Source organism: Pseudomonas sp. P5_B2 (genome assembly GCF_056400445.1).
The window spans coordinates 16,325-36,923 of sequence record NZ_JBFULH010000019.1 but is presented as its reverse complement, the minus strand read 5'-3'; the positions used below and the strand labels follow the sequence as shown (position 1 = coordinate 36,923).

At 60.7% G+C, this 20,599-nt stretch carries 18 protein-coding genes and 1 pseudogene; 10 read left to right on the top strand and 9 right to left on the bottom strand.

Features of this window, described 5'->3' with window-relative positions; genetic code table 11:
- The first annotated feature begins 336 nt into the window (after positions 1-336).
- Complete coding sequence (locus AC1DRJ_RS04175; RefSeq protein WP_477800972.1) at positions 337-966, top strand: DUF2238 domain-containing protein; 630 nt, start codon at positions 337-339, stop codon at positions 964-966.
- Between the two features lie 6 nt (positions 967-972).
- Here AC1DRJ_RS04175 and AC1DRJ_RS04170 read toward each other — a convergent pair whose 3' ends face one another.
- On the bottom strand, positions 973-1,833 hold the full coding sequence (locus AC1DRJ_RS04170; RefSeq protein ID WP_477800971.1) for a CAP domain-containing protein: 861 nt from the start codon (positions 1,831-1,833) through the stop codon (positions 973-975).
- A gap of 199 nt (positions 1,834-2,032) precedes the next feature.
- On the opposite strand from AC1DRJ_RS04170, the pseudogene AC1DRJ_RS04165 reads away from it, so the two are divergent.
- Positions 2,033-2,809, top strand: a pseudogene (locus tag AC1DRJ_RS04165) (MCP four helix bundle domain-containing protein); the annotation flags it as partial.
- Entirely contained in the window at positions 2,804-3,667 is an 864-nt protein-coding gene (locus tag AC1DRJ_RS04160) for a methyl-accepting chemotaxis protein (RefSeq protein WP_477800973.1), read from the top strand. The pseudogene AC1DRJ_RS04165 and the gene AC1DRJ_RS04160, both read left to right, overlap by 6 nt.
- Positions 3,668-3,727: 60 nt before the next feature.
- Here the strand turns inward: AC1DRJ_RS04160 and AC1DRJ_RS04155 are convergent, their stop codons facing one another.
- Both AC1DRJ_RS04155 and ilvD read right to left on the bottom strand, forming a co-directional pair.
- Positions 3,728-4,168: a hypothetical protein gene (locus AC1DRJ_RS04155; protein ID WP_477800970.1), complete on the bottom strand. Its 441-nt coding sequence runs from the start codon at positions 4,166-4,168 to the stop codon at positions 3,728-3,730.
- Between the two features lie 111 nt (positions 4,169-4,279).
- The gene (gene ilvD, locus AC1DRJ_RS04150; RefSeq protein ID WP_477800969.1) at positions 4,280-5,962 is read right to left on the bottom strand and encodes a dihydroxy-acid dehydratase; all 1,683 of its coding nucleotides are present in this window, start codon (positions 5,960-5,962) and stop codon (positions 4,280-4,282) included.
- Positions 5,963-6,185: 223 nt separating this feature from the next.
- Between ilvD and AC1DRJ_RS04145 the strand changes: the two genes are divergently transcribed.
- The 3 genes from AC1DRJ_RS04145 to AC1DRJ_RS04135 all read left to right on the top strand — a co-directional run bounded on the left by AC1DRJ_RS04145 (position 6,186) and on the right by AC1DRJ_RS04135 (position 10,181).
- Positions 6,186-7,523 carry an MFS transporter gene (locus tag AC1DRJ_RS04145; RefSeq protein ID WP_477800968.1) on the top strand — a complete coding sequence of 446 codons (1,338 nt, stop codon included), beginning with the start codon at positions 6,186-6,188 and terminating at the stop codon, positions 7,521-7,523.
- A 25-nt stretch (positions 7,524-7,548) separates the two neighbouring features.
- Complete coding sequence (locus tag AC1DRJ_RS04140; RefSeq protein ID WP_477800967.1) at positions 7,549-8,811, top strand: gallate dioxygenase; 1,263 nt, start codon at positions 7,549-7,551, stop codon at positions 8,809-8,811.
- A 122-nt stretch (positions 8,812-8,933) separates the two neighbouring features.
- Positions 8,934-10,181 carry an OprD family porin gene (locus AC1DRJ_RS04135; RefSeq protein WP_477800966.1) on the top strand — a complete coding sequence of 416 codons (1,248 nt, stop codon included), beginning with the start codon at positions 8,934-8,936 and terminating at the stop codon, positions 10,179-10,181.
- 161 nt (positions 10,182-10,342) lie between these two features.
- On the opposite strand, the gene AC1DRJ_RS04130 is transcribed toward AC1DRJ_RS04135, so the two are convergent.
- Positions 10,343-11,551 (bottom strand): LysR family transcriptional regulator, encoded by a 1,209-nt coding sequence (locus AC1DRJ_RS04130; RefSeq protein WP_477800965.1) that lies wholly within the window; start codon positions 11,549-11,551, stop codon positions 10,343-10,345.
- A 156-nt stretch (positions 11,552-11,707) separates the two neighbouring features.
- Here AC1DRJ_RS04130 and galB point away from each other — a divergent pair, with 156 nt between their 5' ends.
- Genes galB through AC1DRJ_RS04115 form a run of 3 tightly spaced genes read left to right on the top strand, consistent with a single transcriptional unit; the run spans position 11,708 to position 14,234 of the window.
- Positions 11,708-12,442, top strand: coding sequence for a 4-oxalmesaconate hydratase (gene galB / locus AC1DRJ_RS04125; RefSeq protein WP_477800964.1), 735 nt, complete (start codon positions 11,708-11,710; stop codon positions 12,440-12,442).
- Positions 12,439-13,155: a 4-carboxy-4-hydroxy-2-oxoadipate aldolase/oxaloacetate decarboxylase gene (locus AC1DRJ_RS04120; protein WP_477800963.1), complete on the top strand. Its 717-nt coding sequence runs from the start codon at positions 12,439-12,441 to the stop codon at positions 13,153-13,155. The genes galB and AC1DRJ_RS04120 overlap by 4 nt, the downstream gene beginning before the upstream one ends.
- 2 nt (positions 13,156-13,157) lie before the next feature.
- On the top strand, positions 13,158-14,234 hold the full coding sequence (locus AC1DRJ_RS04115; RefSeq protein ID WP_477800962.1) for a 4-oxalomesaconate tautomerase: 1,077 nt from the start codon (positions 13,158-13,160) through the stop codon (positions 14,232-14,234).
- 3 nt (positions 14,235-14,237) lie between these two features.
- Here AC1DRJ_RS04115 and AC1DRJ_RS04110 read toward each other — a convergent pair whose 3' ends face one another.
- The gene (locus tag AC1DRJ_RS04110; RefSeq protein WP_477800961.1) at positions 14,238-15,134 is read right to left on the bottom strand and encodes a LysR family transcriptional regulator; all 897 of its coding nucleotides are present in this window, start codon (positions 15,132-15,134) and stop codon (positions 14,238-14,240) included.
- Between the two features lie 128 nt (positions 15,135-15,262).
- On the opposite strand from AC1DRJ_RS04110, the gene AC1DRJ_RS04105 reads away from it, so the two are divergent.
- On the top strand, positions 15,263-16,624 hold the full coding sequence (locus AC1DRJ_RS04105; RefSeq protein WP_477800960.1) for an MFS transporter: 1,362 nt from the start codon (positions 15,263-15,265) through the stop codon (positions 16,622-16,624).
- Positions 16,625-16,661: 37 nt separating this feature from the next.
- Here the strand turns inward: AC1DRJ_RS04105 and AC1DRJ_RS04100 are convergent, their stop codons facing one another.
- The 4 genes from AC1DRJ_RS04100 to galE all read right to left on the bottom strand — a co-directional run bounded on the left by AC1DRJ_RS04100 (position 16,662) and on the right by galE (position 20,581).
- Complete coding sequence (locus AC1DRJ_RS04100) at positions 16,662-17,288, bottom strand: helix-turn-helix transcriptional regulator (protein WP_477800959.1); 627 nt, start codon at positions 17,286-17,288, stop codon at positions 16,662-16,664.
- A gap of 19 nt (positions 17,289-17,307) precedes the next feature.
- Positions 17,308-17,937: a hypothetical protein gene (locus AC1DRJ_RS04095; protein WP_477800958.1), complete on the bottom strand. Its 630-nt coding sequence runs from the start codon at positions 17,935-17,937 to the stop codon at positions 17,308-17,310.
- 110 nt (positions 17,938-18,047) lie between these two features.
- Positions 18,048-19,523, bottom strand: a complete 1,476-nt coding sequence (locus AC1DRJ_RS04090; protein ID WP_477800957.1) for a family 16 glycosylhydrolase — start codon at positions 19,521-19,523, stop codon at positions 18,048-18,050.
- Positions 19,523-20,581, bottom strand: a complete 1,059-nt coding sequence (gene galE / locus AC1DRJ_RS04085) for a UDP-glucose 4-epimerase GalE (RefSeq protein WP_477800956.1) — start codon at positions 20,579-20,581, stop codon at positions 19,523-19,525. Before galE ends, AC1DRJ_RS04090 begins: the two co-directional genes overlap by 1 nt.
- Between the last annotated feature and the right edge of the window lie 18 nt (positions 20,582-20,599).

Sequence of the window (20,599 nt, the reverse complement as noted above, 5' to 3'; positions counted from 1 at the left end):
AATCGGTACAGCGGAAAACGAGGTGTAATCACGGTGGCCCACGGCAGGCTTAGTCATGTTTCTGACTCATTCCTGTCTCCTTATCAGCTCAAAACCGGCTGGCTGACGCCAGCGCTGGGATAATGTTAGACGGCTATCCGCAAGTCAGCTAATAGGTGGAGTATTCGGCGCTCATAGGCAAAAGCTTTTGCTGGAACCGTTTAGATTGTCCCGTCGACCACCACGACTTCGGAACCCCTGACGCCCAGGCGAATCAATGTGAAGGGTAGGGTCATCATTTGTGCAAACGCTCAGCGCGAGTTTGAGCATGCGCAACCCCGGTCAGGAGCCCACAGCATGCAGGCCAAGGCAGATGCGCGATACGACCTGACGTTGTTGAGTCTGCTGGTGTTGATCACCGTGGTGCTGGGTTATTCGCCGCACAGCCGGATTGATTGGGCGCTGGAAAACCTGTTGGTGCTGTTGCTTGTCGGCACGTTGGTGGCTGTTTCACCCTGGTTTCGTTTGTCCGCTGCGTCCGTCACCCTGATTTTCGTGTTCCTGTGCATTCACGAATTGGGTGCTCACTACACCTACGCCGAAGTGCCTTATGACCGTTGGTGCTCAACCTTGACCGGCGTCAGCTTCAACAAGGCACTGGGGCTGCATCGCAATCACTTTGATCGGCTGGTCCATTTGAGTTACGGGCTGTTTATGGTGTATCCCGTGCGGGAAGTGCTGTTGCGGCTGACCCCATTGCGGGGTTTCTGGGTGGTGTTTATGGCGTTGAACATCATGCTGTCGACGTCGGCTATCTATGAACTGGTGGAGTGGATCGGCGGGGCCTATCTGGGCGATGACACTTCACGCGAGTTTATCGGCGCACAGAACGACCCGTGGGATTCGCAGAAAGACATGGCGCTGGCGGTGGCCGGCGCCTGTGTCAGTCTGGCGGTGATGTTCCTGATCAAACTGAAGAAGGCATGAGCCCGCTCATCGCGCCCCAAACACCATCGTCCAATACACCCCTTTATCACTGCGCGCATCCGCCGCGTACCCCGCGCCAACCTGAGTAAACATCGGGTTCATCAAATTCGCACAATGCCCGGGGCTGGCCAGCCATCCGGCCATGGCCTTGCTCGGTGAACTCTGCCCGGCGGCGATGTTTTCGCCGACCTGCCTGCCGCGGAAACCGGCCGCTCGCGCTCGATCCGCTGGCATATCACCGTCGGGGTCCTGGTGGGCGAAGTAATTGCCGTAGGCCATCGCCTTACTGTGCCCTTGTGCGGCGGCGCCGAGTGCGGGGCTCCAGCCAAGCGGCCGCGCGGCAGCGAAGCGCTGGCCACCACACATCCGCGGTTTGGACCGTGCTGCGTTGACCTGGGCCAACAACGCTTTGCTGACGGCTCGCGAATCGCTGACCTGACTGTCGAGCACCGGCCGCGCCAGCACTACTTGCCATTCGGTCCTGGCGCGACTGACGCCAATGTCGGCGTACTGGCCGTCCAGCAACGCCCCGCAGTAGTCGTCCTGCAGCATATCGAAAGCTTCATCGGCGTCTTGTGCGCCGACCACCCGAATGCTGCGTACCGCCACCGCTGAATAGCCGGAATCTTTCAACCGTTCGCGCAAACCGCCGCCATAGCCGATTGGCAACGCCAGGTTGGAATTCAGCGCCAGCGGTGCCAGGTGCTGGGCCGGGCGTCTGTCGCAACGTTGTGGATGAGCACGATAGTCGTTGATTGCCGCCACTAATTGGCGTTCGCCATTGGCATGAGCGGGGGCAGCGGATAGAGCAAGCACAGACAAGAAACACAGCGAAGCGCAGCGCGAGGCGGGGACGGTCGGGTGCATGAGGCGGAAAGCTCTGAAGAGAGGACAGTGGTAATGGGTATTCACGGCGGGAGTAAGACTGGGGTTTGCACACTAGGTTCAGGAGGGCGAGGTGCAAAAATTTGCGGCTTTGCCTACCGCATGTCGCAAATTGCTAAAAAACCCGGTCCGGCGTTAAACATGTGGCGGCCCCGGTCGATAGCGTTTTCATCATGCCGACGTGGCAACAGAGGGCTTCACCGTGTCGATAAAACTCCGTTTATTGCTGTTGATTGGCACCAGTGTGCTCGCCGCGCTGATCGTGAGTCTGGTCAGTTACGTGGGCAACACGCAGATGGCTGCAGCTGTGAATGAAAACGAGGTCAGCATGACCGCGCTGCGCAACCACCTTGAAGCCGACATGATGCACGACGCCCTGCGCGCCGATGTGCTGTCGGCGATGGTGGTGGGCCTGGGCAAAAGCACCAGCAGCAAAGCCGAGGTGCACAGTTCCATCGAGGAGCATGCCAGGCATTTTCGTGAAGTACTGGGTGAAAACCTCAAGCTGCCGGTCAATGACACCCTGAAATCGGCTCTGAACAAGGTCAAGCCGAGCCTCGACACCTACATCAGCGCGGCCGAGCGCATCGTCAGTCTTGCGCTGGAGAACCCGGAAGCGGCGCAGAAAGAGCTGGGCACCTTCAATGCCGCATTCAGCCAACTGGAAGAGCAGATGGCCGCCCTCAGCGAGTTGATCGAAACCAACACGCAACAGGCCAGCCAAGGCACTGCGCGAGCCATCCAGAGCGCCAACTTCACCCTCGGTATCGTGCTGATCGCCAGCCTGGTGTTGCTGCTGGTTCAGGGGCGCTGGGTGACGCTGAGCATCATCGGGCCGTTGCAGACCGCCAGCCGGATTGCCCAAAGCATCGCCCATGGCAATTTGAGCGAACCCATTGTCGAGCCGACGCAAAAAGACGAAGCCAGTGCCTTGATCCGCAGCCTGGCGACCATGCAGCGTGACTTGCGCGGCATGATCGAGGTGGTGCGCAGCAACGCGCACGGTGTGAGCGGCATGAGCGATCAATTGAGCAGCGGTTGTCATCAAGTCGCCGACAGCAGCCAGCAGCAAAGCGCCGCCGCCAGCACCATGGCGGCAGCCACCAGCGAAATGACCGCGAGCATTGAGGAAATCACCCGCCATGCGGAGCGCGCGCTGGACATGGCCAATCAGGCCGAATCACTGGCCAAGGATGGTGGTCGGGTGATCCATCAAGTCGTCCAGGACATGGACGGCATTTCCCGTTCCGCACAGCAGTCGGCTCAGGTGATTCGCACGCTGGACAAGGAATCCGAAGGGATTTTCAACATCATTCAAGTGATCAAGGGTATTGCCGATCAGACCAACTTGCTTGCGTTGAACGCCGCCATTGAGGCCGCCCGTGCCGGTGAGCAAGGCCGAGGCTTTGCCGTGGTCGCTGATGAGGTGCGCAACCTCGCTGGCCGCACCAGCGCGTCCACTCAGGAAATTGCCAGCATGGTCGCGCGCATCCAACAAAGCACCCGTGAGGCGGTGACCAGCATGGAGGCGGGCGTGGCCCAGGTCGACAAAGGCATGGCCGTGACCGCCGACGTCGAGCGCGCTATTCGTCAAATCCTCGACGCGACACTCAACACGACGCAACTGGTCAACGACATTACTCGCACCATCGGCGAGCAAAGCCTGGCCAGCAACGAAATCGCCCATCAGGTGGACATGATTGCCGGGATGTCGGAAGGCAACAGCAAGGTGATCGGGCAGACGGCGTCGACCACCGATGAGCTGTCGAGTCTGGCGGGTAAGTTGTCGCAGTCGGTGGATCGGTTTCGGCTCTGACGGATTTCAATAGCAAGGGTTCCCGCTACCGCGCTTTTGCGTGGTAGCGGGGAGAGGTTCTCAGGTAAGTTGACCGCAGAAAATTTCGTGATTGCCATCGGCCGGGCTATCGCGCACCACCAGCGAGTAATGGCCGGAGCGCAGCGTTTCGTAAGGCAGAGGCACAGTCTTATCGAGTTGGATTCCCTCTGTTTCGTTGAAGTTGTCAGTAACGACTCTGTTGAGTGAGTAGGCCGGTTTCGGATCATGTTGGGCGCAGCTTCCCTTGTAGACATAGGTATACAAGTGCGCCGGAACCAAAGTGCCCTCGGGTACACCACCCACGAACAGTGAGAGCTCCGTCTCATTACTGTTCACTGGGGTTAGAACGGCCTGAGCGATATGCCCGGCATTGTAAGTTGTTGCGTTCAAGGGAACGGCGTCGATCTGCTGCTGGGCTGTTACAGCCACGGAGATGGACCCTGCCGCTACCATCAACGCCAGCGAAGATACGATTTTCATCGTAAAACCTCCTGCCTTGCAAAGGCGCGTTGAAGTGATCCCCCTCCAAATTTTACTCGTCTGAATAATTCCAGGCTTTCTTCGGATAGTCGGTCAAATAGTGATCGGGTTTTAGAGGTATTTATCCGTCACAGCCCCTTCCGAAGCACTGGACACTGTCTTCGCATACTTCGCCAACACCCCGCGTTTGTATTTGGATTCCGGCCGCACCCAGCGGCTCTTGCGCTCGGCCAAAACCGCATCGCTCACGTCCACCGTAATCTGCCGGGTTTCGGCGTCGATGGTGATTTTGTCGCCGTCTTCAATCAACGCAATCGGTCCGCCTTCAAAGGCTTCCGGYGTGATATGCCCCACGACAAAACCATGGGAGCCGCCGGAGAAACGGCCATCGGTAATCAGCGCGACATCTTTTCCCAACCCTTTGCCCATGACCGCCGACGTCGGCGAGAGCATTTCGCGCATGCCCGGACCACCTTTTGGCCCTTCGTAGCGGATCACGATGACCTCGCCGGCCTTGACCTCGCCGTTGAGAATCCCCGCCAGCGCTCCTTCCTCACCGTGATAAACCCGGGCCGTGCCTTCAAAGCGCAGGCCTTCTTTTCCGGTGATTTTGGCCACGGCGCCGGTGGGTGAGAGGTTGCCGTGCAGCACCACCAGGTGGGAGTCCTTTTTTATCGGTTTGTCGAAGGGCAGGATCACGTCTTGGCCTTCGGGGTAATCGGGCACGTCTTTCAGGTTTTCCGCCAGGGTCTTGCCGGTGACAGTCAGCACATCACCATGCAACATGCCGGCGTCGAGCATGCGTTTCATCAGCGGCTGGATGCCGCCAATGGCCACCAATTCGCTCATCATGTATTTGCCGCTGGGGCGCAGGTCGGCCACCACTGGCGAGACCTTGCCCAGTTCGACGAAGTCGTCCAGCGTCAGGTCGACATCCACGGCATTCGCCATGGCCAGCAGGTGCAGCACGGCGTTGGTCGAGCCGGCGAGGGCGATCACCACGCGAATCGCGTTTTCGAAGGCTTTGCGGGTCATGATGTCGCGTGGCTTGAGGTCCAGCTTGAGCAATTCCATGACCTGCTGGCCGGCACGGAAACTGTCTGACGCTTTATCGCTGCCGACCGCCTCCTGAGAACTGGAACCGGGCAGGCTCATGCCCAACGCTTCAATGGCCGAGGCCATGGTGTTGGCCGTGTACATCCCGCCGCAGGAGCCGGGGCCGGGGATCGCCACTTCTTCGATCTGTTTGACCTGGATTTCACTGATATCCCCCCGCGCATGCTGCCCCACGGCCTCGAACACGGAAATGATGTCGGTGTGGCCGGCGCCCGGACGGATGGTGCCGCCATAGACAAAGATCGACGGCCGATTGAGCCGCGCCATGCCGATCAGGCAGCCCGGCATGTTCTTGTCGCAACCGCCCACGGTCACCAGACCATCAAAGCCTTCGCAACCGACCACCACCTCAATCGAATCGGCAATTACTTCGCGCGACACCAGCGAATACTTCATGCCTTCGGTGCCGTTGGCGATGCCATCGGAAATGGTGATGGTGTTGAAGATGACGCCTTTGGCGCCGGCTGCGTTGGCGCCTTTTTCCACCTCAAGGGCGAGCTTGTCGATGTGCATGTTGCACGGCGTGACCATGGCCCAGGTGGACGCAATGCCGATCTGCGGCTTCTTGAAGTCGGCATCGGTGAAGCCCACGGCGCGCAGCATCGCGCGTGCGGGCGCGGCTTCGACGCCGTCGATGACTTGGGAGGAGTATTTGCGCAGATCATCTTTGTCGCTCATGACTTTTCCTCACATAAAAAGGCTGATCGATGGCTTCCAGGCCCGGGGTTTTAAGTCTAGCCCCGGTTCGCAGAACCGGCCCGATAAGAAAAACCGATACCCCCTTAAGGATTTCCCAGAGGCGGGGCGGGCGCCTGCGGCTTTAGAGTCACGCCCAACAGAGTGACTGTCGCGCATCGACTCCACGCCTGCCGCAATTTCAAAAAAATAAGAAGGTGAATGCATGAGTAACGAAACAGTCGATATCAAGGCGTGGATCGACAACCGACCGGTTGCGCCGTATCAGTGGCTGATCATGGCCCTGTGTTTTTTCATTGTGCTGTTTGACGGTTTTGACGTCGCCGTCATGGGCTTTATCGCCCCTTCGCTGATTCAGGAGTGGGGCCTGTCCAAAGCCGCCTTCGGCCCGGTAATGAGCGCCGGCATGGTTGGCCTGGCCATCGGTGCGTTGACGGCCGGTCCTTACGCCGACCGTCTGGGACGCAAAAAAGTGCTGCTGTGCGCGGTGACCGGTTTCAGTGTCTTGAGCCTGGCCTGTGCGTTCGCCCGCAACCCCTATGAACTGGCGGCACTGCGGTTGTTCATGGGTGTGGCGCTGGGCGCGGCGATGCCCAATACCACGACATTGCTGTCTGAATACCTGCCGCAGCGCAATCGCTCGCTGTTCATCACCATCATGTTCACTGGCTTCAACATGGGCTCGGGCCTGGGTGGTTTTGTCGCTGCGTGGCTGATTCCGAGTCACGGCTGGCAATCAGTGCTGCTCTTCGGCGGGATCATGCCGCTGCTGCTGGTGCCGTTCTTGTGGTTTCTGTTGCCTGAGTCGGCGCGTTTTCTGGCCGCTAAAAATGCACCTGCCAGCCAGATTGCCAATGTCTTGAACAAGTTGGGCGGGAAATTCACCAACGCCACCCAGTTCATCATGACCGAGCCCCAGGCTCAGCAAAAAGCTCCGGTACGCATGCTGTTCAGCGAGCGCTTCCGCCTCGGCACCTATGCACTCTGGCTCACCTATTTCATGGGCCTGCTGGTGATCTACCTGACCATGGGCTGGATGCCGACGCTGCTGCGTGAAGGCGGTTTGTCGATCGAACGTGCGGCGACCATTACCGGGCTGTTCCAGATTGGCGGCACCGTGGGTGCGATACTGGTCGGTTGGGCCATGGACCGACGTAATCCGAACGCGGTTATCGCGACCTCCTATGCGTTGGGCGGTGCATTCATCCTGCTGCTGGGCGCCTTCAGCCTTGAGTCGAGCCTGTTGGCAATCGGCGTGGTCGCGGCGGGGTTCTGCATGAGCGGTGCGCAAACCGGGCTCAACGCCTTCGCGCCGGGTTACTACCCGACCGAATTCCGCGCTACCGGGGTGAGCTGGATGCTGGGCATCGGGCGTTTCGGGGCTATCTTTGGTTCTCTCATCGGTGGTGCGGTGCTCAGCCTCGGGTTGGGTCTGCCGTTGCTGTTCGCCCTGTTGAGCGTGCCGGCCTTTATCGCTGCACTGGCGATCCTGGCTAACGGTCATGCACGACGCCGGGTGAACCAGGCCTTGCTGACGCAATAATCTTTTTTAAACACAGGAACTCGTTATGGCACGCATCATCGGTGGCCTCGCCGTCTCACACACACCCACCATCGGCTTCGCTGTCGATCACGACAAACAGAACGAGGCGGCCTGGGCGCCGATTTTCGAAGGTTTCGAACCGATCAAGGTCTGGCTCAAAGAGCAGAAACCGGATGTGCTGTTCTACATCTTCAACGACCATGTGACCTCGTTTTTCTTCGACCACTACGGCGCGTTCTCGCTGGGCGTCGATGAGCGGTACGAGGTCGCCGACGAGGGCGGTAACCCACGCTCGCTGCCTGCGGTCGGCGGGCATGCGGCCCTGTCGCGACACATCGGCCAAAGCCTGATGACCGATGAGTTCGACATGAGTTTTTTCCGCGACAAGCCACTGGATCACGGCTTCTTCTCGCCGATGTCGGCGCTGTTGCCGTGTGATCCAGCCTGGCCGGTGGAGATCGTGCCGCTGCAAGTGGGGGTGTTGCAGTTCCCGATTCCCAGTGCGTTGCGCTGCTACAAGTTGGGCCAAGCCCTGCGCCGGGCCATCGAAAGCTACCCCGAAGACTTGAAGGTGGCGATTGTGGCCACCGGCGGCGTATCCCATCAGGTGCACGGCGAACGCTGTGGTTTCAATAACCCGGAGTGGGATGCGCAGTTCATTGATCTGCTGGTCAACGACCCGGTGCGCCTGACCGAAATGACCCACGCCGAGTACGCCACCTTGGGCGGGATGGAAGGCTCGGAGGTGATCACCTGGCTGATCATGCGCGGCGCGTTGTCGGCCACGGTGAAAAACCTGCATCAGGACTATTACCTGCCGTCGATGACCGGCATCGCCACCTTGCTCCTGGAAAATCAGGATCGACCGGTGCCTGCCGACGTCACTGCGCGCCACTTGCAGCATATGCAGCATCAATTGGCCGGGATCGAGAAACTGGAAGGGACGTACCCGTTCACCCTGGAACGCAGTGCCAAGGGCTATCGCCTGAACAAATTTCTGCACCGCATGATCGAGCCCGAGTGGCGCGGGCGCTTTCTGGATGCACCCGAGGCGCTGTTTGAAGAAGGCGCCTTGAGCGAAGAGGAGTGCGATCTGTTGCGTCGCCGTGACTGGCGCGGGTTGATCCAGTACGGGGCGATCTTCTTTGTGCTGGAAAAACTCGCGGCGGTGCTGGGCATCCCCAACTTGCAAGTCTATGCGGCCATGCGTGGGCAGAGCCTGGAAGACTTCATGAAAACCCGCAATCAACAGGTGCTCTACTCGGTGGCGGGCAAAGCACCGCGCTGATCGCGCCGACATTCTCGCGGCGCTTCGCGGGCCGCCCGTTGCATTTTTCTGTTTGACCTCACTGTGCCCGGCATGACCGGGCGCAGGGACTTTCTTTAGCCAAAAATCGGAAAACAATAACAATGAAAATCACGGTCAACCCTCGTTTCGTTTGCACGTTCGCCATGGTCTCCGCGTTTCCTCTGGCGGGCTTGGCGGCCGGATTCGTGGACGATGCCAGCGCCAACCTGAACCTGCGTAACTTTTACATCAACCGTAATTTCACCAACCCGGCCAACGCGCAAGGCAAGGCCGAGGAGTGGACTCAGAGCTTTATCCTCGATGCGCGGTCCGGGTTCACCCAAGGCCCGGTGGGCTTTGGCGTCGATGCCTTGGGCCTGTTGTCGATCAAGCTCGATGGCGGCAAAGGCTCGGGCGGCACCCAACTGCTGCCGATTGGCAGCGACGGTAGTCCGGTCGATGACTTTGGTCGTCTGGCGGTAGCCGGGAAGATGAAAGTCAGCAAAACCGAAGTGAAGGTTGGCGAGTGGATGCCGGTGCTGCCGATCCTGCGTTCCGACGATGGTCGCTCGCTGCCACAAACCTTTCAGGGCGGGCAGATCACCTCGCAGGAAATTGCTGGCCTGAACCTGTACGGCGGCCAGTTCCGCCAGAACAGCCCGCGTAACGATGCGAGCATGGAAGACATGTTCATGCAGGGCAAAACCGCGTTCACCTCTGACCGTTTCAACTTTGTCGGTGGCGAGTACAGCTTCAACGACAAGCGCACGATGATCGGTGTCTGGAACGCAGAGCTGAAGGACATCTACCAGCAGCAATACCTGCAACTGGTGCACAGCCAACCGCTGGGTGACTGGACCCTCGGCGCCAATCTGGGCTACTTCTGGGGTAGCGATGACGGCAGTGCCCGCGCCGGTGACCTGGATAACCGCACGGCCTCGGCGCTGCTTTCGGCCAAGCATGGCGGCCACACGTTCTACGTCGGCCTGCAAAAACTCACCAGCGATGATGCCTGGATGCGCGTCAACGGCACCAGCGGCGGCACTTTGGCCAACGACAGCTACAACTCCAGCTACGACAACGCCCAGGAAAAATCCTGGCAAGTGCGCCACGACTACAACTTCGTCGCGCTGGGCGTTCCCGGCCTGACGCTGATGAACCGCTACATCAGCGGCGACAACATCCACACCGGCACCGTTACCGACGGCAAGGAGTGGGGGCGCGAATCCGAACTGGCCTACACCGTACAAAGCGGCCCGTTGAAGAGCTTCAACGTCAAATGGCGCAACTCCAGCATCCGTCGCGACTACAGCACCAATGAGTTTGATGAAAACCGTTTGATCATCAGCTATCCATTGAGCCTGCTCTAACGGTCATCATTTGATTGGCGATTGCACAATCTTTGTAGCAGCTGGCGCAGCCTGCGTTCGACTGCGCAGCAGTCGCTCAACCCGACGATGGGGTGTGTCAGTAAGAACACGCATTCAGGTATCACGACTGCTGCGCAGCCGAACGCAGGCTGCGCCAGCTGCTACAGGGCTGCCTCTTCGCGAATCACCCGACGAATCATATCCATCATGGCCTGAGCCACCGGTGAATGCAGGCAGCCGTTGCGGTAGGTCAGGCCGATGGCGCGGGTGGTCTGTTTCAGCCGCAGCGGCAGGATGCACAGCTCACCGGAGGCAATCTCCTGTTCGAGTTGGTGGGCAGACACCGCCGCGAGCATGTCCGAGCGCAGCAACAACCCGCGAATGATCGCCATGTCGGCACTTTCCACCACGGGCCGGGGGGCGGCGATACCGAACCCGGTGAAGCAGTCATCCAGCATTTTTCGCGCGGGCGAACCGGCGCGCGGCAGTACCCATTGCGTGGCACCGAGCGCCTGGTGCAGTTCGGTTTGCGTCGCAAGCGGATGATCTCGCCGCGCCAACACCACCATGTCTTCGTTGAACAGCGACTCACCGCTCAAGTCGCTGGCATAGGCTGCCGAGCGCAAGGCACCAAAAATGAAATCGACATCGCCGGCACGCAGTTCCGTCGCCAGCAAATCAAACGGGCTCTCATTGGTGATCACCTGAATGCCGGGGTGTTCGGCCATCAAGCGCACGATCGCTTCGGGCAAGATACGCGTGCGGCCCAAGGGCAGGGCGCCGACCTGTACCACGCCCTGCAATGCACCGCGAATGGCGGTGATGTCGGTTTCGATATGACGCAGTTCGTTCAGTGCCCGGCGGATCGGAAACAGGATTTCATGACTGGCCCGGGTCGGTTGCAACCCGCGCGGCGTGCGCTCGAACAGGGTTTGCCCACAGCCGCTTTCCAGTACCTTGAGCGTCGAACTCACCGCAGGCTGGCTCAGACCCAACAGGCTGGCCACGGTCTGCATATGGTGTGTTTCACAGAGTTTGACGAACACTTGCAGGCGTCGGGCCTGGAACAGGTACAACGGCTCGACGGCCTGTTTGTCGCCAGCCCCCAGCATCTTCGGCACGCTGTCCAGTTCCGCCAGCACCCGGCGGGCGCGGGGCAACAGGCGCTCGCCAAAATCGGTCAGGCGCATGCCGTTGGCGTGCCGTTCGAACAACGGCACATCCAGCCGCGCCTCCAGCTCGGAAATCGAGCGGGTGACCACCGACTGGGCGCGAAACAGTGCCACCGAAGCCTTGGACACACTGCCGTGATCGGCTACCCGGACGAAGGCGCGCACGTGCATCAGGCTGGGAAGTTCAGGGGTTTCCATGGGGGGGCATGCTCGGCTGGTCCGCGTTCTGCCGGACTATGCCTCTGCCCTGAAGGGGTGGCAATAAAAAAAACGCATACCTCGAACACTCGAACGCATTACTCCGCTGGTGGGCCCTGGTGCGATGCTCTTCGAAACGCAGGAGGAGCCCCCGCAATGATCGAATCATCCCAAAACGCGCTGGTTGTCAGCGCACACTCTGCCGATTTCGTCTGGCGTGCGGGCGGTGCCATCGCACTGCACGCGCAGCAGGGCTACAACGTGCACATTGTTTGCCTGTCGTTCGGCGAGCGCGGTGAGTCCGCCAAGCTTTGGCGCAAGGGCGAAATGACCGAGTCGAAAGTCAAAGCCGCACGCCGCGAGGAAGCCCAGGCTGCCGCCGATATTCTCGGTGCCAGCGTCGAGTTCTTCGATATCGGTGACTACCCGATGCGCGCTGACAAGGAAACCCTGTTCCGCCTGGTTGATGTGTTTCGCCGGGTCCAGCCGGAATTCGTTCTCAGCCATTCGCTGAAAGACCCCTACAACTACGATCACCCGCTGGCCATGAACCTGACGCAAGAGGCGCGCATCATCGCCCAGGCCGAGGGCTACAACCCGGGCGAGAAAATCGTCGGCGCACCGCCGGTGTATAGCTTCGAACCGCACCAGCCAGAACAGTGCGAATGGCGCCCGGATGTGTTGCTGGACATCACCGAGGTCTGGGACAAAAAGTACGCGGCGATTCAGTGCATGGCCGGTCAGGAGCACCTGTGGGAGTACTACACCCGCGTGGCCCTGCAACGTGGCGTGCAAGCCAAACGTAACGTCGGCATTACCTCGACCCGCAACATCGTGTATGGCGAGGGCTACCAGAGCATCTTCCCGCGTGTGACGGAGAATCTGGCATGAGCGAACACATCGGAAAAACCGGCATTGTGGTGCGCAACATCCCCCGTGCCGAGGCATCGCTGGTGAATGAGCTGGCACGCTACGGTGTCGCGACCATTCATGAAGCGCAAGGCCGCAAGGGTTTGCTGGCGTCGAACATCAACCCGATTCAACAGGGCACCGCCATCAGCGGTTCAGCGATCACCGTGCTGGTCGCACCGGGCGATAACTGGATGTTCCATGTAGCGGTGGAGCAATGCCGGCCGGGCGACATCTTGGTGGTGGCGCCTAGTTCACCGTGCACCGATGGCTACTTTGGCGACCTGCTGGCCACTTCGCTGAAAGCTCACGGCGTGCGCGCGCTGGTGATCGACGCCGGGGTGCGCGACACCCATACCCTGCGCGAAATGGGCTTCCCGGTGTGGTCACGCGCCATCAGTGCCCAAGGCACGATCAAAGAGACCCTGGGCTCGGTCAACCTGCCGCTGGTGTGCGGTGGTCAGTTGGTCAATCCGGGGGATGTGGTGGTGGCCGATGACGACGGTGTGGTCATCGTGCGTCGCGCCGAAGTGCCGCAGATTGTTGAATCCAGCCGCGCCCGTGCCGATCTGGAAGAACAGAAGGCCTTGCGCCTGGCCAAGGGCGAATTGGGCCTGGATATCTACAACATGCGTGGCCGGCTGGCCGAGAAGGGCTTGCGCTATGTCGACAGTCTCGACGAGCTCGGAGACTGAACATGGCGCAGACCCGTATTCCGTGCCTGCTGATGCGCGGCGGCACCTCCAAGGGCGCGTATTTTCTGGCGAGTGATTTGCCTGATCAGGCGGCACTGCGTGATCAGGTGTTGCTGGCCGTCATGGGCTCGCCGGACAAGCGTCAGATCGACGGCCTCGGCGGCGGCGACTCACTGACCAGCAAAGTGGCGATCATCAAACCCTCGGCGCGCGCCGAGGCAGACGTTGATTACCTGTTCGCCCAAGTGCTGGTCGAAGAGGATCGCGTTGATTACGGGCAGAACTGCGGCAACATTCTCGCTGCGGTCGGACCGTTTGCCATCGAGCGCGGGTTGGTGGCGGTAACCGGCGACGAAACGCCGGTGCGAATTTTCATGGAAAACACCGGACAGATCGCCGTGGCGCATGTCCCCACACCGGACGGAACCGTGCGCTATTCGGGCGATGCGCGGATTGATGGAGTGCCGGGGCATGCCGCGCCGCTGATCGTCGAGTTCGAGGACGTCGCCGGTTCCAGTTGTGGTGCATTGCTGCCGACCGGCAATGCGCTGGATATGTTCGACGGTGTGTACGTCACGTGCATCGACAACGGCATGCCGGTGGTGCTGATCCGCGCCCAGGCACTGGGTTGCAGCGGTTATGAAAGCCCCGGGCAACTGGACGCCGACGTCGAACTCAAGGCCCGCATCGAAGCCATTCGCCTGCAAGCCGGGCCGCGCATGAATCTGGGCGATGTACGCCAGCGTAACGTACCGAAAATGTGCCTGGTGGCACCGGCGCAGGCGGGCGGGGCGCTGAGCACCCGCAGTTTCATTCCGCATCGTTGCCACACCAGCATTGGTGTCTTTGGCGCGGTCAGTGTGGCGGCGGCCTGTTTGATCGAAGGCACGGTCGCGACGGGGCTGGCCAGTGTTGGCGAGGGAGATGTGCGGCGGTTGTCGATTGAACATCCGACCGGGGAATTCACCGTGGAACTGCGTCTGAAGGAAGGGCAATTGGCGGGGTGCGGGTTGATGCGCACGGCACGGTTGTTGTTCGAGGGCGTGGTGTACGTTCCGCAAGCGATCTGGTCGAAGTGAAAATTATTCGGCCTGCGCGCACACCCCGCGAACACATTCGCGCAACCACCGATGCGCCAAGTCCGCATCCATTCGTGGGTGCCAGAGCATCGAAATCGTGATCGGTGGGGTGGGGATCGGCAGCGCAAAACTGTTCAGTCCGGCGCGCAGGTTTTGAGTATGGCGCTCAGGCACGGTCGCGATCAGGTCCGAGGCGCGGGCCAGAGCCAGCGCGGCCGAGAAACCGCCGACGACGGTGACGATGTCGCGCTCCAGCCCCAATGATTTCAAGGCGTCATCCATCGGCCCGCGGTCCCGCCCGCGTCGCGAGACCAAGATGTGGCGGCCAGCGGCGTAACGGGCGGTAGTGATCTCGCCGTCGCTCAAGCCATGTCCGGCGCGCACCACACCGATAAAGCGATCCTGGAACAACGCGCGGGTGCGCACTTCGGGGCTGGTGGTGTCGCCCACCACGCCGGTTTCCAGGTCGACGGTTCCGTCACGCAAAAGCGCGCTGTCCTTGTTAAGTTTCTGCACGAAGCGCAAGCGCACCCCGGGCGCTTCCTCGCTGAGTCGAGCAATGAGCGCCGGGCCGAAATTTTCGACGAAGCCGTCGCTGGTGCGCAGGGTGAAGCTGCGCACAAGGTGCTTGAGGTCGAGTTGCTCGGCCGGGCGCAATACCGCTTCGGCGTGCTGCACCAGTTGGCTGACCTGCTCGCGCAGTTCCAGTGCACGTGGCGTCGGCACCAGCCCCCGGCCGGCGCGCACCAGTAACGGGTCGCCGGTGGTTTCACGCAAACGCGCCAGCGCCCGGCTCATCGCCGAGGGACTCAGGCGCAAGCGCTGGGCGGCGCGCGCCACGCTGCCTTCGGCGAGCAGGGCATCGAGGGTAATCAGCAGGTTCAGATCGGGCGAGGTCATGGCTGAACGTTAGCATGACTGCGCCGTGGCATGGCGTTGCGTGCAGGTATCAAGTGCAAACGCTGCGCCTTCCGCCATGCCTGTCACGCGCATACGCTGAAAGCCAATCTTTCAACGGTGGCCAGCCCATGAAAACCCTCACGCCATCCATCCCGGTCCGTTGGACGCTCGCCAGCCTTTCATTGTCGATGTTGATGCCGTCCCTCGACACCAGCATCGCCAATGCCGGATTGCCGACACTGGCGCAGGCCTTTGACGCCGCGTTTGCAGACGTGCAATGGATTGTCTTGGCTTACCTGCTTGCGATCACGACGTTGATTGTCAGCGTTGGACGCCTCGGTGACCTGATCGGTCGCAAACGCTTGTTGTTGAGCGGCATCGTCATTTTCACCCTGGCTTCGCTCGCCTGTGGGCTCGCGCCTTCGTTGGGCTGGCTGGTTGTCGCCCGCGCGGTGCAAGGCCTTGGCGCGGCGATCCTGTTGGCGCTGACGGTGGCGTTTGTCGGGGATACGGTGCCGAAAGCGCAGACGGGCAGCGCCATGGGCTTGCTCGGCACGATGTCGGCGATGGGCACCACGCTCGGTCCCTCGCTGGGCGGCGTGTTGATGTCTGGTTTTGGATGGCAGTCGATTTTTCTGATTAATGTGCCGCTGGGCGTTTTGAATTTTGTCCTCGCGTATCGCTGCTTACCGGCGGATCGGCCGGTGGCCCGGCGCGGTGGTTTCGATTTTCCGGGGACGCTGCTGTGGGCGCTGACGCTCGGTGCGTATGCGCTGGCCATGACGTTGGGTCATTGGGGATTGCTGCTGGTCGCGGGTGTCGGCGCAGGAGTTTTCCTGTTCATCGAGGCAAGATCCGCAGCACCCTTGATCAGGCTGGCGCTGTTGCGTGAACGTGGATTGAGTGCAAGCCTGGCAATGAGTGCGTTGGTGTCGACGGTGATGATGGCGACGCTGGTGGTTGGGCCGTTTTACCTCTCGGGCACGCTGGGGCTGAACGTGGCGTCGGTCGGGCTGACTTTGTCGGTTGGCCCGCTGGTGGCAGTGCTGGCCGGTGTTCCGGCCGGTCGGCTGGTGGACCGCTTTGGCGCGCAGCGCATGACTGTGTTCGGCCTCGCCGCCATGGCGCTTGGCGCTGGGGTGTTGTCTATCATGCCAGCGGGTTTCGGTATTCCTGGCTACATCGCGCCCGTTGCGCTGATCACCGCCAGTTATGCGCTGTTTCAGGCGGCCAACAACACCTTGATCATGACAGGCGTCAGTGCGGATCAGCGCGGGGTGATGGCCGGGTTGCTCAGCCTGTCGCGCAATCTGGGGTTGATTACCGGTGCCTCGGCGATGGGCGCGGTGTTTGCCGGCAATGGAATGCGGGTCACGTTTTTGGTTGCGGCCGGGCTGATTGTACTGGCGTTGGTCATCGCGTCACGTGCCCCCTGTGGGAGCGAGCCTGCTCGCGATGACGGCGGCAAAGTTAACATTGATGTCAGCTGACACAACGCATTCGCGAGCAGGCTCGCTCCCACAGGCGTTAGCCTTCTTTACCCTCAATCGGCCGCAGTTTGAACCGGCAGACATTCCCGCCCCGAACCATGCATTCCGTATGGTCGACCTCACCACCACCCAAGGCGCCAATCAAGGCCAGGTCCAGCTCACACACCACCGGATGAGCGGCCGCGAGGCGGTGGAACACGCAATTGTGCGCGACGATTTCCTTGTCGTCCGAGCTGCGAAAGATCACTTCGGCTTCGTACCCGGCCTGATTCATGTGCTGCACGATTTTGGCTTCGTCCACCACGTGCTGCTCACGGTCCAGCGCCAGTTTGTGGCCCATGCTGCGCATCAGCGAGGCGAGTGCCTCGGGGCCGATGATGTCGGCCACTTCGTCAATCAGGACACTGGCAAGCAGTTGATACTGGCGGGGAAACAACTCCTTCGCATGCTCGGTGAGCCGATACAGCTGCTCCGGACGCCGGCCTGTCGGGCGCGTGTCCCCGCGCAGGACCAGGCCGGCACCCTCCAGCGCCGCCAAGTGCTGGCGAATCGCGGTGCGGGTGACGGCCAGTTGCTCAGCCAGCTCATCAATGCTCATGCCATTGGCATGGTGCAGCAGTGCATTGAGCAAGTCCTGCTGGGTACGACCCAGTCCTTCAAGCATGACGTGTCCTCGCTCGGTTTCAGAATTTGTCCGGGAACTGTTTGACCAGTGCCGCCGTCAGCGCGTCGGCCAGCGCCAGTATATGCACGCGCATCATGTGCCAGGTGCTGGCTTCGCCGGCATAGTCATGGGCGGCGATTTGATCGATCTGACTGACATGGTGCCCGCCGTGGGCCGAGAGCATTGTGACCAATGTGCCTTCAGGCAAGTTGGGGTTGGCGCTGGCCAGGAAAGCCGCGATGGCCTTGGCATTGCTGGTCAATTCGGCGACGGCGGCCTGCTTGCCTTTGGCATCCTTGGCGACGGTGGCGTCGCTGTAATGTTTCACCGCGGCCCAGTGACCGGCCAGGAGCTTGAGCAGTTGATCGGCGGCAGGCTGGCCGTAAAGCGGGGCGATGCTGTTGGCAATTTGGGTGGCGTTGTTGACGACCTGCTCAGCAGCGATTTTGGCTTGCGCCTTGTCGCCCGCCTGGTTGGCAATCACGTAGTCTCTGATCCAGAAAATATGCTCGACCCACAGGTCGCGCAGCGCGAGGCGGGTGGTTAGGGCCGCGCTGTCGGCGGCGGGTGGTGTGGTGGGGGGCGTCTGGCTCCAGACGGGTTGAGCGCACAACGCCAACAACAACAAAGCCAAGGTTTTGATATTCATCACGGCACCCTCTGTTCGTGGGATTGTTCGACAATATCAATTAAAGCATCAAAATATGTTTTTATAGGGCGAAGGCGAAACTTGCGGATCAACGGTCAGGCCAAGCGCAATTATTGGCCGCGTTGCCACACCTTGACGTAATCGACTCTGAAGGTGGATGGCAGGTCCGCATCGTCGACCACGCCAAACCAATTCCAAAAGGCTTCACTGTCGAAGACGATCTGCATCGGGAAGAAGAAATGGGTGTTCTTCGATTCCCTGACCAGCACGCCATCGACGTACCAGCGCAACGTGTCGGGCTGCCAGTCGAAGCCATAGACATGAAAGGTACTCGCCAGGCGCCACGGGCTGATCCAGGTGCTGCCATTAGCGATATGCTCGGTGCTTTGTGGTGTCGCCCAGAGATGGGCGTTCATGTTGTACAGACGGTCAAATGCGCCGTTTTTGGTCTTGCCACCAATTTCGAAGATGTCGATTTCCGTGGCGTTGTCGGCCATGCCCGTCCAGGCCAGCCAGAAGGCGCTGGAACCGGCCGAGTTCATGGGTTTTGCGCGTGTTTCGTAGTAGCCGTACAAGCCGCGCTCAATGGTCCGCACCATGGCGGAACTGTAGTCCTTGTAGCCCAGCTGGACGTACTTCTGAGGCAAGGTTTCCTTGCGAAAGACAATGTTCAGGTTGCCGTTGCCCAGCGATGCATTTTGTGGGGTAAACAGTGCCGGTTTGCGCCCGAGCGAGTCGGTCCCGCTCGCATCGTTGACGTGCCAGCGGGCGCGGTCGAGGGTGGTGCCATTGAAGTCATCGGAGAGCTTGTTATCGAACACCCACCGGCCGGTGTTGGCTTGATCGGATAGCGGCAGATTGGCGTTGGTGGGCGTCGGCAAGGTTCCCAGCGGGCCGACCCGGGTCCAGGTGTCGGCCAGCTTGGGAATGGCGACGGACCATTTGGCCGCCAGGTATTGAAAGGCACTTTGGCGTTCAGCGAGGGAGGCAAACGGGCGGTCGTACACCAGCACTTCCGCAATGTCGCCGCGAAAATTCTCGGAGCTGCCCACGGCATTGCGCCCGAGCCCATACGGGCCAATCGGCACGTCGTTCAGTTCCAGCACCGAAACCGTCGGTTCGTACGCGGCGGGCTGTGCCAGGCTGATGGCGAAGTTCGGCAGCACGTTGTCGTTGTCGGTGCTGACGGGGCGTGAGCTGAACAGCCGCTGCCACGGGTCTGCACCGGCCTGTTCGGGCAGCCGGCGGGAGACGATCAGTACCGTCACCGGGCCTTTGGCGGTGCGCAGGGTTTTGCCCAAAAACGCCGACGCGCCATTGAAACGCAGCACCGGATGGCCATTGATGCCGCTGGCCATCAGTACCGGACGCGAGGCAACTGCCGCATCGTCCACCGCGGCATCGTTGGCTTTGCCAGACTTGTCTCGCCAACGCTGAACACGGTTCTGTGCGTCGACGGTAACCTCCGACGTATCCGCTGCGTCCAGCCACAACACCAGCCCGGTGGCGGGTGGCGCGGTCGCTGCGTTGCTCACCGACGAAACCGACAACAGCAGTAGCAACAGACCCTCCCTGAGCACGCGCATCACTTCACCGTAGACAAGGCCGGTTGGTCGAAGGCAGATCGATACCCCTGCGGATTACACGACTGCCAGCGCCAGGTGTCGACGATCATCTGCTCCAGATCCCGTTGTGCGCTCCAGCCCAGTTCGCGTCCAGCCTTGCTCGGGTCGGCCCAGAATTTGGCAAGGTCGCCCTCGCGGCGCGGGGCGAAGTGGTAGGGGATGGTGATGCCGGTAATGTCCTCGAAACTGTGAATGATCTGCAGCACGCTGTAGCCAATTCCAGTGCCGAGATTCCACGAGTTGACCCCGCCTTGATGCTCCAACACCTCCAGCGCTTTGAGATGGCCGTTGGCAAGGTCGACCACGTGAATGTAGTCGCGCACACAGGTGCCATCCACGGTGGGATAGTCGCAGCCGTACACCGTGAGCTCCGACATCCGGCCAATCGCAACCTGCGTCAGCGCCGGCAACAGGTTGTTCGGGCGACCCTTTGGATCTTCGCCGATCATCCCGCTTTCGTGAGCACCAATCGGGTTGAAGTAGCGCAGCAGGGCGATGCTCCAGCGCGGATCGGAGTGGCACAAATCACCGAGCAATTCTTCGATCATCAGCTTGGTGCGACCGTACGGATTGACCGGTTTGCCGGTGCCGAAGTCCTCGGCAATCGGTGAACGCGTCGGCTCGCCATATACCGTGGCCGACGAGCTGAACACCAGCTTGAACACGTTGTTGCGGCCCATCGCCCTGCACAGGTTAAGCGTGCCGGCGACGTTGTTGGTGTAGTAGTCCAACGGTATTCGCACACTTTCCGCGACAGATTTGAGGCTGGCGAAATGCACCACGGCATCGATGTCGTAGCGACCAAAGAGGTCGTCGAGCAGTATTGAATCGCGAATATCGCCATTGATGAATTCGACCTGGGTATGGGTCAGCGCCTCAAGGCGCGCGATGGACTCTCGGCTACTGTTGCACAGGTTATCGAGCACTATGACGTGGTGCCCGGCGTTGATCAGCGCCAGGACGGTATGGGAACCAATGTAGCCGGCCCCGCCAGTGATCAGCGTAGTTTTTTTGCGCATGGTGAGGTCTTCCTGTCT